Annotated in this window: 13 protein-coding genes; 3 read left to right on the plus strand and 10 right to left on the minus strand. The window is 67.5% G+C overall.

Annotated elements, in window-relative coordinates; translation table 11 throughout:
- Positions 1 to 79: 79 nt before the first annotated feature.
- Entirely contained in the window at positions 80 to 988 is a 909-nt protein-coding gene (gene ku, locus AC1RCS_RS11300; protein WP_492244605.1) for a non-homologous end joining protein Ku, read from the minus strand.
- 210 nt (positions 989 to 1,198) lie between these two features.
- Here ku and AC1RCS_RS11305 point away from each other — a divergent pair, with 210 nt between their 5' ends.
- Entirely contained in the window at positions 1,199 to 1,411 is a 213-nt protein-coding gene (locus tag AC1RCS_RS11305; RefSeq protein WP_369643377.1) for a hypothetical protein, read from the plus strand.
- A 63-nt stretch (positions 1,412 to 1,474) separates the two neighbouring features.
- Here the strand turns inward: AC1RCS_RS11305 and AC1RCS_RS11310 are convergent, their stop codons facing one another.
- A complete protein-coding gene (locus AC1RCS_RS11310; RefSeq protein WP_492244604.1) occupies positions 1,475 to 3,418 on the minus strand; it encodes a sigma-54-dependent Fis family transcriptional regulator in 1,944 nt (647 codons plus the stop codon).
- A 311-nt stretch (positions 3,419 to 3,729) separates the two neighbouring features.
- Between AC1RCS_RS11310 and exaC the strand changes: the two genes are divergently transcribed.
- Together exaC and AC1RCS_RS11320 are read left to right on the plus strand one after the other, a co-directional pair.
- On the plus strand, positions 3,730 to 5,253 hold the full coding sequence (exaC, locus tag AC1RCS_RS11315; RefSeq protein ID WP_492244603.1) for an acetaldehyde dehydrogenase ExaC: 1,524 nt from the start codon (positions 3,730 to 3,732) through the stop codon (positions 5,251 to 5,253).
- A gap of 175 nt (positions 5,254 to 5,428) precedes the next feature.
- Positions 5,429 to 5,806, plus strand: a complete 378-nt coding sequence (locus tag AC1RCS_RS11320; protein ID WP_218296143.1) for a DUF779 domain-containing protein — start codon at positions 5,429 to 5,431, stop codon at positions 5,804 to 5,806.
- 18 nt (positions 5,807 to 5,824) lie between these two features.
- Here AC1RCS_RS11320 and AC1RCS_RS11325 read toward each other — a convergent pair whose 3' ends face one another.
- The 8 genes from AC1RCS_RS11325 to boxB all read right to left on the minus strand — a co-directional run bounded on the left by AC1RCS_RS11325 (position 5,825) and on the right by boxB (position 13,507).
- Positions 5,825 to 6,856 (minus strand): SDR family oxidoreductase, encoded by a 1,032-nt coding sequence (locus AC1RCS_RS11325; protein WP_492244602.1) that lies wholly within the window; start codon positions 6,854 to 6,856, stop codon positions 5,825 to 5,827.
- A gap of 71 nt (positions 6,857 to 6,927) precedes the next feature.
- Positions 6,928 to 7,077, minus strand: coding sequence for a hypothetical protein (locus AC1RCS_RS11330; protein WP_218296141.1), 150 nt, complete (start codon positions 7,075 to 7,077; stop codon positions 6,928 to 6,930).
- Positions 7,078 to 7,223: 146 nt separating this feature from the next.
- The gene (locus AC1RCS_RS11335; RefSeq protein ID WP_218296140.1) at positions 7,224 to 7,982 is read right to left on the minus strand and encodes an alpha/beta hydrolase family protein; all 759 of its coding nucleotides are present in this window, start codon (positions 7,980 to 7,982) and stop codon (positions 7,224 to 7,226) included.
- The gene (locus tag AC1RCS_RS11340) at positions 7,966 to 9,054 is read right to left on the minus strand and encodes a DUF3182 family protein (protein WP_255591042.1); all 1,089 of its coding nucleotides are present in this window, start codon (positions 9,052 to 9,054) and stop codon (positions 7,966 to 7,968) included. The genes AC1RCS_RS11335 and AC1RCS_RS11340 overlap by 17 nt, the downstream gene beginning before the upstream one ends.
- Positions 9,055 to 9,423: 369 nt before the next feature.
- A complete protein-coding gene (locus AC1RCS_RS11345) occupies positions 9,424 to 10,074 on the minus strand; it encodes a hypothetical protein (RefSeq protein ID WP_492244601.1) in 651 nt (216 codons plus the stop codon).
- 92 nt (positions 10,075 to 10,166) lie between these two features.
- Entirely contained in the window at positions 10,167 to 10,379 is a 213-nt protein-coding gene (locus tag AC1RCS_RS11350) for a hypothetical protein (RefSeq protein WP_218296137.1), read from the minus strand.
- A gap of 382 nt (positions 10,380 to 10,761) precedes the next feature.
- Positions 10,762 to 12,039 carry a benzoyl-CoA 2,3-epoxidase subunit BoxA gene (gene boxA / locus AC1RCS_RS11355; protein WP_492244600.1) on the minus strand — a complete coding sequence of 426 codons (1,278 nt, stop codon included), beginning with the start codon at positions 12,037 to 12,039 and terminating at the stop codon, positions 10,762 to 10,764.
- A gap of 40 nt (positions 12,040 to 12,079) precedes the next feature.
- Positions 12,080 to 13,507 carry a benzoyl-CoA 2,3-epoxidase subunit BoxB gene (gene boxB / locus AC1RCS_RS11360; protein ID WP_492244599.1) on the minus strand — a complete coding sequence of 476 codons (1,428 nt, stop codon included), beginning with the start codon at positions 13,505 to 13,507 and terminating at the stop codon, positions 12,080 to 12,082.
- Positions 13,508 to 13,521 lie beyond the last annotated feature (14 nt).

Consider the following 13,521-nt stretch of genomic DNA (forward strand, 5'->3'; position numbering starts at 1 on the left):
GGCGATCTGGCGCGTTTCCTGGCGCGGGGCGATCGCGTCGCCGGGGCCTGTGGTGCGTGTGCCGCGTCCGCGCGCTTCATCAGGCCGCCTTCTTGCGCTGCGCGGAAGGCGCCTTGGCGGCGGCACGCTTGCGCGCGGTTTTGCGCGGCGCCGTGCCGCCCTCCTTGGCCGCCGGCCTGGCGGCAGGGCGGCGGTTTCCGGGCTTGAGGCTGCGCTGCAGCAGCTCTGTGAGGTCGATGATTTCCGCGCTGCCCGTGGCGGCCTGCGCGGGCTGCGTGACCGTGCGGGTATCGCCCTGCTGGACCTTGGCGGCCACCAGGTCCATGACCTGCTGGCGGAATTCGTCCTTGAAATCTTCCGGCTTCCAGTGGCCGGTCATTTCGGCGATGAGCTGCGTCGCCATCTTCATCTCGCTGGGCTTGATGGCGGTGGCGCTCAGGGCGGGGAGATCCAGTCCCTCGAAGCCCTTGACCTCGTCGCCCCATCTGAGTAGGTTGAGGACGAGCGCGGGTCCCGAGGGCGCCAGCAGCGCCAGGTGCTGCTTGGTCTGGATCACGACCTTTGCCAGCGCGATCTTCCCGGTCCTGGCGAGGGCTTCGCGCAGCAGGGCATACACCTTGTGCCCCTTGTTGATGGGGCTCACGTAGTACGGGCGCTCCAAGTAGACGAACGGGATTTCCTGGGCGTTCACAAAGCGCTCGATCTCGATGGTCTGGGTGGTGCGCGGGAAGGCGCCTTCGATTTCCTCCGGGGAAAGAACAACGTACTGCCCGTTCTCGTACTCGACGCCCTTGACGATGTGGGCCTTGTCGATTTCCTTGCCGGTGCGCTTGTTGATCCGCTTGTAGCCCACGGGGTCCATCGACCGCTTGTCCAGCCAATCGAAGTCAATGCCTTGCTCCGTGGTGGCGGTGTGCAGGCCCACGGGAATATGGACAAGGCCGAAGGAGATGGCGCCCTTCCAGAGCACCCGGTTGCTGGTAGCCATGTACGCACTTTCTAACGGGGCATCGCGCAGCGCGGGATGCGCCGCGGGGCCGTTGGATTCGATCGTTTCGCGGCGGCCCTGCGATGTCTGTAGGAAAGCGGCGCGCCGCGGCCTCCGAAGAAGGCGCAAGGGGCCATTGGCCTACACCGTTGGCGGACTCCGCTGCCGACAATCAAAGGTCCAACGTGGCGAACGGATGAGGAGGTTTCCATGCCCGGTGAACTCGAGGAAGAGAACGTTTTTGGCACGGCGGATGCAAGCTCCTACTCCGCGGTGCTCTGCAGGACGCCGCAGGGGCGCTACACGGTGCAGAGCCTTCTGATAGACGGACACAATGTGCCGGTCCGCGATGCCTCCTGGGCCACGCGCGAAGAGGCCATCGATGCGCTCAAGGAATACGCCAAGGGAGACCGGCAACCGTAAGGCCCCGCGATCCCCGCGCGCGGGCGGCGGCAGCGCCAGCGCCGTGGCGCGGCAGGGGCCTGGTCACCCGGGCGGGTGGGCGAGCCTCTCCCTGCGCGTTGCCAGCTTGCGGTAAAGCGTCTGGCGACTGATGCCCAGGGTGCGTGCCGCGTGGCTCACGTTGCCACGGCAGCTCTCCAGGGCCTGCTGAATGGCGGATTGAGACAGTTCGTCCAGGTTCTGCGGCGGGTGCGGGGCTTCCTTTGGCGCGCAGAACCGGTCGGCCCGCCGGAGTTCGTCCTGGAAGTCGTCCGGCAGGTGGTGCCATTCGAGCACCTCCTCGTGCGGCTCCAGCATCGCGCAGGTGGTCCGCAGCACGCTGGCGCATTGCCGCAGATTGCCGGGCCAGGGGTACTGTTCCAGCATCGCCATCAGCGACGGCGCCAGCCGCAGGGCGCGGGAGGGCTCGATGTCCTCCAGCATCCTCGCGCTCAGCGCTTCGAAATCGGTGCGTTCACGCAAGGGTGGAAGCTCGACCGCGAGGCCATTGATCCGGTAGTACAGGTCGGCGCGAAAGCGCCCCTGCTCCGCCTCCTCGCGCAGCTTGCGGTTGGAGGCGCAGATGAGGGCGAAGTCCACGGCCACCGGGTGGCCGCTGCCCAGGGGGACCACCTGCCGCTCCTGCAGCACCCGGAGCAACCGCGTCTGCAGGGCCGCCGGCATGTCGCCGATCTCGTCGAGGAACAGCGTGCCGCCCTGGGCCTCGCGCAGCAGGCCCAGGCGTCCTTCGCGGCGCCCGCCGGTGAACGTGCCGGGTGCGTAGCCGAACAGCTCCGACTCGATCAGCGCCTCCGGCATGGCCGCGCAGTTGATGGCGATGAAGGGGCCGTCGCGGCGCGGTCCGCTCTGGTGCGCGCCCCGCGCGAACCATTCCTTGCCCACGCCCGATTCGCCCTGCAGCAGCAGGGGGATGGGCTTGTCGAGGATGCGCCGTGTCTTGGCTGCCGCCATGCGCCAGCGCGCATCGCCGGTGTCCAGGCGCGCCAGGGCATCCGGGGGAGCGCTGGAGGGCGCGGCGGGGGCGAGGGGGCGCACGGTGCGCTTGTCGGGCACCAGTTGCCCGAAGAGCTGGGAGCCATCGTGCCTGCGCAGGGAAAGCGGCGCGTCGGGGCGGCGCTGGTGGCGGGACAACAGATCCTCTAGGCCTGGATGGAGGATCTGGTCCAGCGAGACGCAGCCCAGCTGCGCGATGGAAAGGCGTAGCAGCGCCAGCGCGCTGCGGTTGCCGCCGACCACCCAGCCGTCTTCCGACACCAGCGCGATGCCTTCGGCCACGGTGCCAATGCCCTCCGGGTGGGGGTGCAGGTGCAGGCGGATGTGGCGCTGGCTTGCGGACACGAGCAGCCGGTTTTCGATCATGTGGGCGGCGGTGCTCACCAGCCCCAGCGTGTGCGGGTTGCCCCGGCTGTGCTCGCTGGAGATGTCCAGAATGCCCAGCAGCTGCCCCGTGGCAGACAGGATGGGGGCCGCCGCGCAGGTCAGGAAACCGTTGCGCTCCAGGAAATGCTCCGCGCCATGCACTTCCACGGGCGCCATTTCGGCCAGCGCGGTGCCGATGGCGTTGGTGCCGCGCTGCTTTTCGTGCCACGAGGCGCCGCTGGTGAGAGCCACCCGTTCGGCCTTGCCCAGGAAGTAGGCGTCGCCACAGGTGTCCACCAGCGTTCCGCAGGGGCTGGCCAGCACCACCACGCTCTGGCTGTCGCGCACCTGCTCGAACAGGTACTCCATGACGGGGCGCGAATGCGCCAGCAACTCCTGGTGGTGGCCGCGCAGCTGCCGCAGGGCTTGCTGTTCCAGGTTGTCGGGGCTGCCCACCCGCCCGGTCGGCCGCAGGCCGCTGTCCATGCTGCGCTGCCACGACCGTGCCAGGCGCTCGTCCACAAGCCCGCTGGGGCATTGGCCTGATTCCAGCAGGTGCTGGCGGGCCTGCCGCAGTGCCACCGAGGTGGATGTGGATGTGGATCGCATGGTGTGTGTCTCCTGCCTGGGCGTCATCAACGCGCCCTGTGTACGAGCCAGTATGGCGGCCGCCGGGGGCCAGGGCAATAGCGATGGCCGGTGGGCGGCTTCAACTGTTCCATTTCGTGACAGGTGTCGCGTTCTGGAGCGGACACCTTGACGCCCGATGGGCCGCACCTTCTTGCGGACGCGCAAACAAAGCCATAAAAATCAAGCACTTGGCAGATGGAGCAGGTTGGCACGGGTTTTGAGTCATGTCCTCTATCTGGCGGCGCGAGGTGCCGAGCAGATGTCCACAAATCCACCGGAGACAAGACAACATGACCGTTTACGCAGCCCCCGGCGCCCCTGGCGCCAAGATCGCCTACAAGCCCCAGTACAACAACTTCATCGGCGGCCGGTTCGTGGCCCCGGCCAAGGGCCAGTATTTCGACGTCATCTCGCCCGTGAACGGCAAGGTCTACACCCAGGCCGCCCGCTCCACCGCCGAAGACATCGAACTGGCGCTGGACGCCGCCCACGCCGCCGCCGACGCCTGGGGCAAGACCGACGCCGCCACGCGCGGCAACATCCTGCTCAAGATTGCCGACCGCATCGAGCAGAACCTGGAGCTGCTGGCCTATGCCGAAACCGTGGACAACGGCAAGGCCATCCGCGAAACGCTGAACGCCGACATCCCGCTCACCGTGGACCATTTCCGCTACTTCGCGGGCTGCGTGCGGGCGCAGGAAGGCGCGCTGTCCAACATCGACGAGAACACCGTGGCGTACCACATCCAGGAGCCGCTCGGTGTGGTGGGCCAGATCATTCCGTGGAACTTCCCGATCCTGATGGCCGCCTGGAAGCTGGCGCCTGCGATTGGTGCGGGCAACTGCGTGGTGCTCAAGCCTGCAGAGTCCACGCCTATCTCCATCCTGATCCTGGCCGAGTTGATCGCCGACCTGCTGCCGCCCGGCGTGCTCAACATCGTCAACGGCTTCGGCCGCGAGGCGGGTATGCCTCTGGCCACCAGCAAGCGCATTGCCAAGATCGCCTTCACAGGATCGACCAGCACCGGCCGCGTGATCGCGCAGGCCGCCGCCAACAACCTCATCCCCGCCACGCTGGAGCTGGGTGGCAAGAGCCCCAATGTGTTCTTTGCCGACATCATGGACAAGGACGACGCCTTCCTGGACAAGGCAGTCGAAGGCCTGGTGCTGTTTGCCTTCAACCAGGGCGAGGTCTGCACCTGCCCCAGCCGGGCGCTGATCCAGGAGTCGATCTACGACAAGTTCATGGAACGCGTCTTGAAGCGCGTGGCCGCCATCCAGCACGCCAACCCGCTCGATACCGACAGCATGATGGGCGCGCAGGCCAGCAAGGAGCAGCTCACCAAGATCCTGTCGTACCTGGACCTGGGCAAGCAGGAAGGCGCCGAAGTGCTGGCCGGGGGCGGCCAGGCCCACCTGGGCGGCGACCTGGAAGGCGGCTACTACGTGCAGCCCACGCTGTTCAAGGGCCACAACAAGATGCGCATCTTCCAGGAAGAAATCTTCGGCCCCGTGCTGGCCGTGACCACCTTCAAGGACGAGGCCGAGGCGCTGGCCATCGCCAACGACACGCTGTACGGCCTGGGCGCCGGCGTGTGGAGCCGCAACGGCAACGTGGCCTATCGCATGGGGCGCGCCATCAAGGCCGGCCGCGTATGGACCAACTGCTACCACGCCTATCCCGCGCACGCGGCGTTCGGCGGCTACAAGGAGTCGGGCATCGGGCGCGAGACGCACAAGATGATGCTCGACCACTACCAGCAGACCAAGAACCTGCTGGTGAGCTACTCAGAAAACAAACTCGGCTTCTTCTGATTTGGTGGGTTGTGGCCCACAGGGCGCCGCTGGCGTCGTTGCGCCGTCTTGCCCTGGCGCTGCCGCTGCCTGCGACGACGCGCCTGGCCATCGACGCTCTGTGAACCACCGTGACGCTGCTGCGAAATTACTTTCAGCACAGCAGCGGTTTTTGTCGGCACATCAGGAGATCACCATGGTCGAGAGAGTCATTGCCACCGAGGCAGCCCTGGCGCTGATCGCGCAGCTGCAGGCGCAGCATGGCAGCGTGTTGTTCCACCAGTCGGGTGGCTGCTGCGACAACAGTGCGGCCAACTGCTATCTGCCCACCGATCTCACGATTGGAGCCAGCGATGTGCTGCTGGGCGATGTGGGCGGCGCGCCGTTCTACATCGGCAAATCCCAGTACGAGTACTGGAAACACACGCAGCTCATCCTGGATGTGATCGACGGGCACGGCGGCACGTTTTCGCTGGAAGGCAGCACGGGCAAGGCGTTCCACACCCGCTCGCGCCTGTTCACCGACGGGGAGTGGGCCGAGATCGAACCACGGGTCAGCCAGGATCTGGCGTGATGCCGCACGCCGCTTTCTTCACGCGCCGTCTCCCGCGTTGCCCGTGATGGGCAGCACGGTGCCGGTGATGTAGCTGGAGCAGCAGGGGGCCGCCAGGAACACATAGGCGGGAGAAATCTCCTCGGGCTGTGCAGGGCGGCCCATGTGCGTCTTTTCGCCAAACCTGGCAATGTCCCCGGGCGCCTTGTCCGCGGGGTTGAGGGGCGTCCACACGGGCCCCGGGGCCACCGCGTTCACGCGGATGCCCCGCTCGGCCAGGTTGTGGGCCAGGGCCTTGGTGAAGGCATGGATGGCGCCTTTGGTGGCGGAATAGTCCAGCAGTTCCTTGCTGCCGCGCAGGCCGGTGACCGAGCCGGTGTTGATGATCGAATCGCCCCGGTGCAAGTGGGGCAGGGCTGCCTTGGCCATGTGGAAGTAGCCATAGATGTTGGTCTGGAACGTCTCGTCGAAACGCTCCGCCGTCAGCGCTTCGAGGGAGTCCGCGTGCTCCTGGAACGCGGCGTTGTTGACCAGCACGTTAAGTTTGCCAAACGCCTTGACCACCTGCCGCACGGCGCCGGCGCAGAATGCCGCGTCCTTGACGTCGCCGGGTATCAGGATGCACCGGCCACCCTCGGCCTCCACCAGCTCGCGCGTCCGCTGGGCATCCTCGTGTTCGGCCAGGTAGGCGATGGCGACATCCGCGCCCTCGCGGGCAAACAGCACCGCCACCGCACGGCCTATCCCGGAGTCGCCCCCGGTAATGAGGGTGGAGAACCCCGTGAGCTTGCCGCTGCCCCGGTAGTGGGGTGCCTCGAACCTCGGCTTGAGCTGCATCTCGGCCTCGCTGCCGGGTTTGGCAAGGTGCTGGGCCGGCAGCGGGGGGGCGGGTTCCGAGCGCCCGGGGCCGGGCGCGGGGGCCTTGCCCCGGGCCGAAGCGGGCGCTGCCTTGGCCGGGCGGGCGCGCTCGTCGCGGCGGTCCTGCGCTGCCTGGATCTTCTTTTGCTTAGCGGCCGTGGCCGTGGCCCGTGCGGCCGGGGTGGACGGGGCTGTCTTGGATGATGGCTTCATGGCAAGGCTTCTTCACATGCGGTGGATGGGAAACGGGCGGCGTCGGGCCGGCGCGTGGTGTGCAATCGCGGTCAGCCCAGCGGCTTCCATAGCGGGGGCTCGGGCTCGGGAAACCGCAGCGGCACCTGGCGGGGCCGGGCCATGGCTTCCCACTGGCGCATGCGCTTGAGTTCGCGGGGCTTGAGGTGGGGATCGGAACCGGAGCGGTGTGTCTTGGACATGGTGTTCTCCAGGGCGGCAGGGAAGAAGCTCCATTAGCCCTCCGCGCGCGCGGCGGCCGTGTCGGACAGTTTTGACTGTGCCCATCGGATGGATGCGGCGAAGGCCCGGTGGGTGGCGTGGCGCCTCCGGCGCCCGCCGGCCTACGTCACTTCTTGCCGGAGGGCTGTCCGTTCTTGGCCAGCCCCAGCATTTCCGACATCCAGGTCACCAGCATCGCGGTGTAGGCCTCGCTCCATTCGGGTTTGGACAGGCTGTGGTCTGCCTGCTTGATCACCCGGTAGGTCATGGAGTGGGTGCGCAGGAACGCGGCGCGGTAGTTCTCGATGACCGGGTGCGGGACGATGTGGTCGAGTTCGGATTCGACCAGCAGCACATCCCCTTCGAAGACCGCGCTGGCCGCCAGGGCGCGGTTGCTGTCGGAGGCGAGTTTCATGGCGCGGTAGCGGGATATCTCCTGGCGGTCGAGGTTCTGCTTGGACACCAGCCAGTCCTCGTCCTTGTAGAGCGCGGGAGCGCGCAGCGCCATCCACCGCAGGGGCCGCAGCGCGCTGAGCACGGTGGCCAGGTAGCCGCCGTAGCTGCTGCCCACCACCGCCACGGAGTTGGCGTCCACCGCGGGGTGGCCCGTGAGAAGGTCGTAGGCGGCGAGCATGTCGTTGAGGTTGTCTTCCCGGGTGACCGTGTCGCGGTGGGCCTTGTCGCTGGCATGGCCCCGCAGGTCGAAGGTCAGGCAGATGCACCCCAGGGCGGCGATGGCATGGGCGCGCGCAAGGTACTGCTCCTGGCTGCCGTCCCAGCCGTGCACCAGCATGACGCCGGGCACCACGGTGTCGGGCGCGACCAGCGTGCCCGCGATCGTGCGGTCCCCCGAGGGAATCTGGATCGCCCTATGCCGCGTGGCCATCGCGATGCACCAGGGCGTATTTGGTCAGCAGGCCCACTTCGGGATCCTCTCCCCGGAAGTACTCGGTCGCCGCTGCCGGAAGGGGCTCGAAGCGGCCATACGTCTCCACGCAGCTGGCCTGCACCGAGCGCAGGGAGCGGTCGGCGTGAAAGGCTTCGAGCGCGGCCACTTCGGCGCCGGTGGCGCCGCCGATCCTCCAGGATTGCTCCAGCACCCCCGAGCACCACCGGCCGTCGGCCGCGATGCCCTGCGCGACGTCGTAATTGATGCGCGAGGCGAAAAACCCCGGAAAGCATTCCCGCACCGCGGCGTCGTACGCCAGGGCCTGATCGACCGCCTTGCGGACGGGGCCGGGCGGGAGCGTGGACAGGAGCGCGTGGAAATCGCCCCGCACCACGGTCAGGTCGGAGCCGCCGTAGGCCATCGCGCCGGTGTTGTTCTGCGTGAGGCGCTGCCTGCCGTGGTACGAGGCCAGGATGCCCGCCACGCGCACCTGGCCCACGCTCAGCGTGTCCACCTGGGAGAGGTTGTGCTCCAGCACGATGCCCTGCTCGACCAGGGCCGCCTTGCCCAATGCCGCCAGGCAGGCGGAGAGCGCGCGGGCGTCGGGCACCACCGTCTGGCCACGCCCTCCGGTCTCGCCCACGGGCTTGACCCGCACGGGACCCAGCGCCAGCAGTTGTTCACCGGCCTCCTGCGCATCCCGGCTGGAGAACGCGGTGTAGCCCGGCAGCACGGCGGCACCGACCCGGCGGGAAAACGCCTCGCTCCAGCCTTGCGGGGCCGCGGCCGTGGCCGACACCAGGGGATGGGTGATGGCCTTCGTGGCGACGAAGGCATGGGGCACCACGCCGCCGAACAGGTCGTCTTCTCCCAACAGGCCCAGGCGCTGCGCCGTGGACGCCACGAGGGTGTCGCTGGGCACGAGGTAGGTGCGGCGGGTCCACAAGGGCTGGGGCACCTCTTCCATGAAGGGGCAGCCCTTGAGCGCGGCGACATGGCGGGCGATCTGCTCGCGCGTCACGTGTTCGTGCACGCTCGAGTGCCCCTTGATGCCCTGCGTGAACGGCATGACGATTTCTGTCTGGGCGGATGATCTGGAGGGCGAGGGGCGGAGAGCGTCACCGTATGCGGACAAGGCGGTCATGCGGATTCCTTTGCTCTCGGAAACGGCGAGAGGGGCCGGCGGCGCCATCGCCAGGGGGATGCCGCCATCGTATTTTTGGACCGCCGGGCCTTTTGTAGGACGAATGAGCAACTGCGGCGCGGAGCGCGCCAGCCGGGAACGCCAGGGGAAGCCCGACCCGTTCCACGCGGGCAGGAATAAGCCGCCCACTCCCGCGCGGGGGAGGGGCGGCCAGGGAGGCAGGGGCGCCGCGCCACGGGCCGGGTCACCGGCGAACGTGCGCCCGCCGGCCTTCCTCAAGGAGCGGCGCCGCCGTCAGCCTGCGTCCTTGGATTTGCCGGATGTGGCGCCGGGATTGCTGGTGCTGCTGCCCGTGGCACCGGCCTGGCTCTTGGAGGGGGACTGCTGGTTGCGCGAAGTGCGCCAGGTATTGAAGTCGTCGGAAAACTTCTCGTAGCGCTCCTTGCGCCACGACTGGTAGTCCTCGTCCAGCAGGCGCAGCTGTTCCTGCCGCCATTGCTGGTAGTCGGGGTCGTGGTGACCCTGGCGGCCCTGGGAGGGCCCGCGCAGCTCATCGTCGCTGCCCCAGCGCCCACCCCCTCGGGCATAGCCCGCGCGGTCCTGGTCCTGGTAGTCCCGGTAGTCGCTGTCGAAGCGGCTGTTCGGCGGGTGGTACATCTCCCGGCCATCGTTGCGGTAGCCGCCGCCTCCCTGGAACCGGTCCGGCGAGGAAAAACGGTCACGGCCCTCGCGCGGCGGCAGGCCCAGGCCAGCGTTGCCACGGTAGTCGTTGCGCACCATGCCGTACTGGCCGTACCGGTCATCCAGCTCGGGGGCGTAGCCCGGGCGCTGGTCATCGCGGTCCATGCTGCCGCGGTGGGCGCGTTCGGCATACCGCCCTTCGTCGTGGTCCCGACCCATGCCATGGCGGGAAAAGCCGCTGTCATCACTGTCTCGATAACCCATTTTCAATTCTCCTGGTGTGTTGGTCCGTTCATGGTTGCTGGCTGGTCAGCCAGGGTTGCGAGGAAATGCCTGCCGGTGCCTACAAGGCCGGCTCAGCGCTGGTTCTGGGAAGAGCGGCGGGAAGAATCGCCTTGCTGCTCGCGGCTTCCCTGGTTGCCGCCGGAGCCCGGGCGCTCGTTCTGCCCCTGCTGGCGGCTGCCGGAAGCGCCGGTGCTCTGCTCCGCCTGGCGGTTGCCCGAACTCTTGCGCTGGGAGTCGCTGTCGTCGGTGTATTGGTTGTGGCCTTGGGGGTTGTTGTTGGGCATGGAATATCTCCTGATGATCAAAAAAAATGCACACGAAGGCCGTGTGTGAATTCATTTTGAAAATCTGCGGCAGCGATTTCTGTAGGTTCCGTCCTATAGGCGGGTCGGTTTTTTTCCATGCGGCGGCGTCAGGCCCCGCGCATCTGGCAGCGCGCAGGCGAGCGGGTGGCGGGGACGCGGCTGGCGCGGGGCCGAGCGGCCGCTGCACGGCCGCAGGGGGCGAGTGCGGCCAGCGGGCCTAGGGGCGTGCGGAGCGCCGACAATAGATGGATTGCTATTAAATATATAGCTTATGGCGCTTGTTTATCAAGCGCTGAAGCCCGTTTTCAATGAAAACTCGGCGGCGGCCCCCGCTCCGCAGGGGACTGCGCCAGGCCTGCCGTCAATAGGTTTCCAGGTGCAGCCGCCCTTCGCGCTGGAGCACTGCGCCCACCTGTTCCCACTCCAGGCCGCTGTCGCGGGCGATGTCGCGCAGCGCCATCACCACGCCTTCTTCCATGCTCTTGAGGCCGCAGACGTAGAAGTGGGTGTTCCCGTCGCGCAGCAGCGCGGCCAGGTCGGCGGCGCGCTCGCGCATCAGGTCCTGTACGTAGCGCCGGGGCTGCCCGGCCGTGCGCGAGAACGCGAGGTTGATGTCGATGAAGTCCTTGGGCAGGCTTTGCAGAGGGCCGAAGTAGGGCAGCTCCTGCTGGGTGCGCGCGCCGAAGAACAGCAGCAGCTTGCCGCCCTCGAACTTGCCGCTGCTGCGCAGGCGGCGGCGCCATTCGGTCATCGCGCGCATGGGCGCGCTGCCCGTGCCGGTGCAGATCATCACGATGTGCGAATGGGGGTGGTTGGGCATCAGGAACGAGCTGCCGAACGGCCCCACCACCTGCACCGTGTCGCCCACCTTCAGGTCGCACACGTAGTTGGAGGCCACGCCGCGCACGGCGTTGCCGTCGTGGTCGGTGGTCACGCGCTTCACGGTGAGCGCCAGGTTGTTGTAGCCGGGCCGCTCGCCGTTGCGCGGGCTGGCGATGGAGTATTGGCGCGCATGGTGCGCCTTGCCCAGCACGTCGGTGCCCGGCGGGACGATGCCGATGGACTGCCCCTCCAGCACCGGGAACGGCATGCTGCCGAAGTCGAGCACGACGTGGTGCGTCTCGCTTTCAAAGCCTGCTTCGGTGCAGTTGAAGTTGCCCACCACCGTTGCCGTGGTGGGGCTCTTGGGCGGGAACAGGTTGGTGTAGGGGTGCGCGGCCGACCAGGGCGGCACGGTGGCGCCGTACTGGGCGGAACGGAAGGCCTGCGTGCCGGGCTCCACGGGCGCGGCCGGTGCAGGCGCCAGTGCGGTGTCCATGGCCGAGGGCGCTGCGCCTTCGGCGGCCAGCACATCGGGCGCCAGTTCTGGCGGCAGCGCCTCCCAGGTGAGCTGTTCTTCGATCGTGTACGCGCGCGCCACCGGCATGGTGCGCCAGTTGTCGATGGAACCCGTGGGGCAGGGCGAGATGCAGGCCATGCAGCCGTTGCACACGTCGGCCCGCACGACGTAATTGTTGTCGTCGTGCGTGATGGCGCCCACCGGGCAGGTCGCCTCGCAGGTGTTGCAGCGGATGCAGATCTCGGGGTCGATCAGGTGCTGCTTCAAGATGCCGTTGTCGATCAGCGTGGTGGTGTCCATATTTTTCTTCCAGCAAGTCTCCCGGCAGCGGCTCAGGGACTCAATTGAACCGGACGTACTCGAAATCGATGGGCTGGCGGTTGATGCCCATCACCGGGGGCGCGATCCAGCCGGCGAACTTGCCCGGCTCGACCACGCGGCCCATCAACGATGCCACGAAAGCGAAGTCTTCGGCGCTCGGCAGCCATTCATCGCGCTTCGCGGCCCATTCGACCTCGTTCACCACGCGGCCGTCGGGCGACATCTTGATGCCGGCCAGCGCACCGATCTGGCGGTTGAACGCCTTGTGCGGCACCGACAGGCGCGTGGGAATCCCGGCCTTTTCCAGCACCTTGTTCCAGCGGCCCACGCCCGCCATCGAGTCCTTGATGAAGTCGTCGCGCAGCACCTCGTTCAAGGCGTTGAGCATGGGCACGTCCTTCTCCAGCAGCTGGCCGTCCTTGACCTCCAGCACCTTGTAGGTCTGGCCCTTGAGGATGTGGTCGTCCGTGCGCTTGCCTTCTTCGTAGCGGCCCTTGAGGCCCGAGCTGTAGAAGATGGCCGCGTTGCTCGACTGGTCGGCGCCGAACAGGTCGATGGTCACGCTGTAGTGGAAGTTCAGGTAGCGCTGCACCGTGCCCAGGTCGATGGCACCGGCGGCGCGCACCTTGGCCGGGTCGTCGGTTTTCAGTTCGTTCATCACCTGCGCGGTGCGCGCCAGCACGCGCGAGACGCCGGATTCGCCCACGAACATGTGGTGGGCCTCTTCGGTCAGCATGAACTTGGTGGTGCGTGCCAGCGGGTCGAAGGCGCTTTCGGCCAGGGCCGAGAGCTGGAACTTGCCGTCGCGGTCGGTGAAGTAGGTGAACATGAAGAACGCCAGCCAGTCGGGCGTCTTCTCGTTGAAGGCGCCCAGGATGCGCGGGTTGTCCACGTCGCCCGAGGTGCGCTGCAGCAGTGCCTCGGCCTCCTCGCGGCCGTCGCGGCCGAAGTGCTTGTGCAGCAGGTAGACCATGGCCCAGAGGTGGCGGCCCTCTTCCACATTGATCTGGAACAGGTTGCGCAGGTCGTACATCGAAGGCGCCGTCAGGCCCAGGTGGCGCTGCTGCTCCACGCTCGCTGGCTCGGTATCGCCCTGCGTGACGATGATGCGGCGCAGGTTGGCGCGGTGCTCGCCGGGCACGTCCTGCCAGGCCTTCTCGCCCTTGTGGTCGCCGAAGTGGATCTCGCGGTTGGCGTCGCCGGGGTTCAGGAAGATGCCCCAGCGGTAGTCGCGCATCTTCACGTGGCCGAACTGGGCCCAGCCCTGCGGGTCCACGCTCACGGCGGTGCGCAGGTAGACCTCGTGGTTGGTCGAGCCTTCGGGGCCCACGTCGTCCCACCAGTTGATGAAGTTGGGCTGCCAGCCTTCGAGCGCGCGCTGCAGCGTGCGGTCTTCGCCGAGGTTGACGTTGTTGGGGATCTTCTCGCTGTAGTTGATCGTGCTCATCGTTGTTCCTTGGG

This window comes from Acidovorax sp. GW823-FHT01C06, from assembly GCF_058798375.1.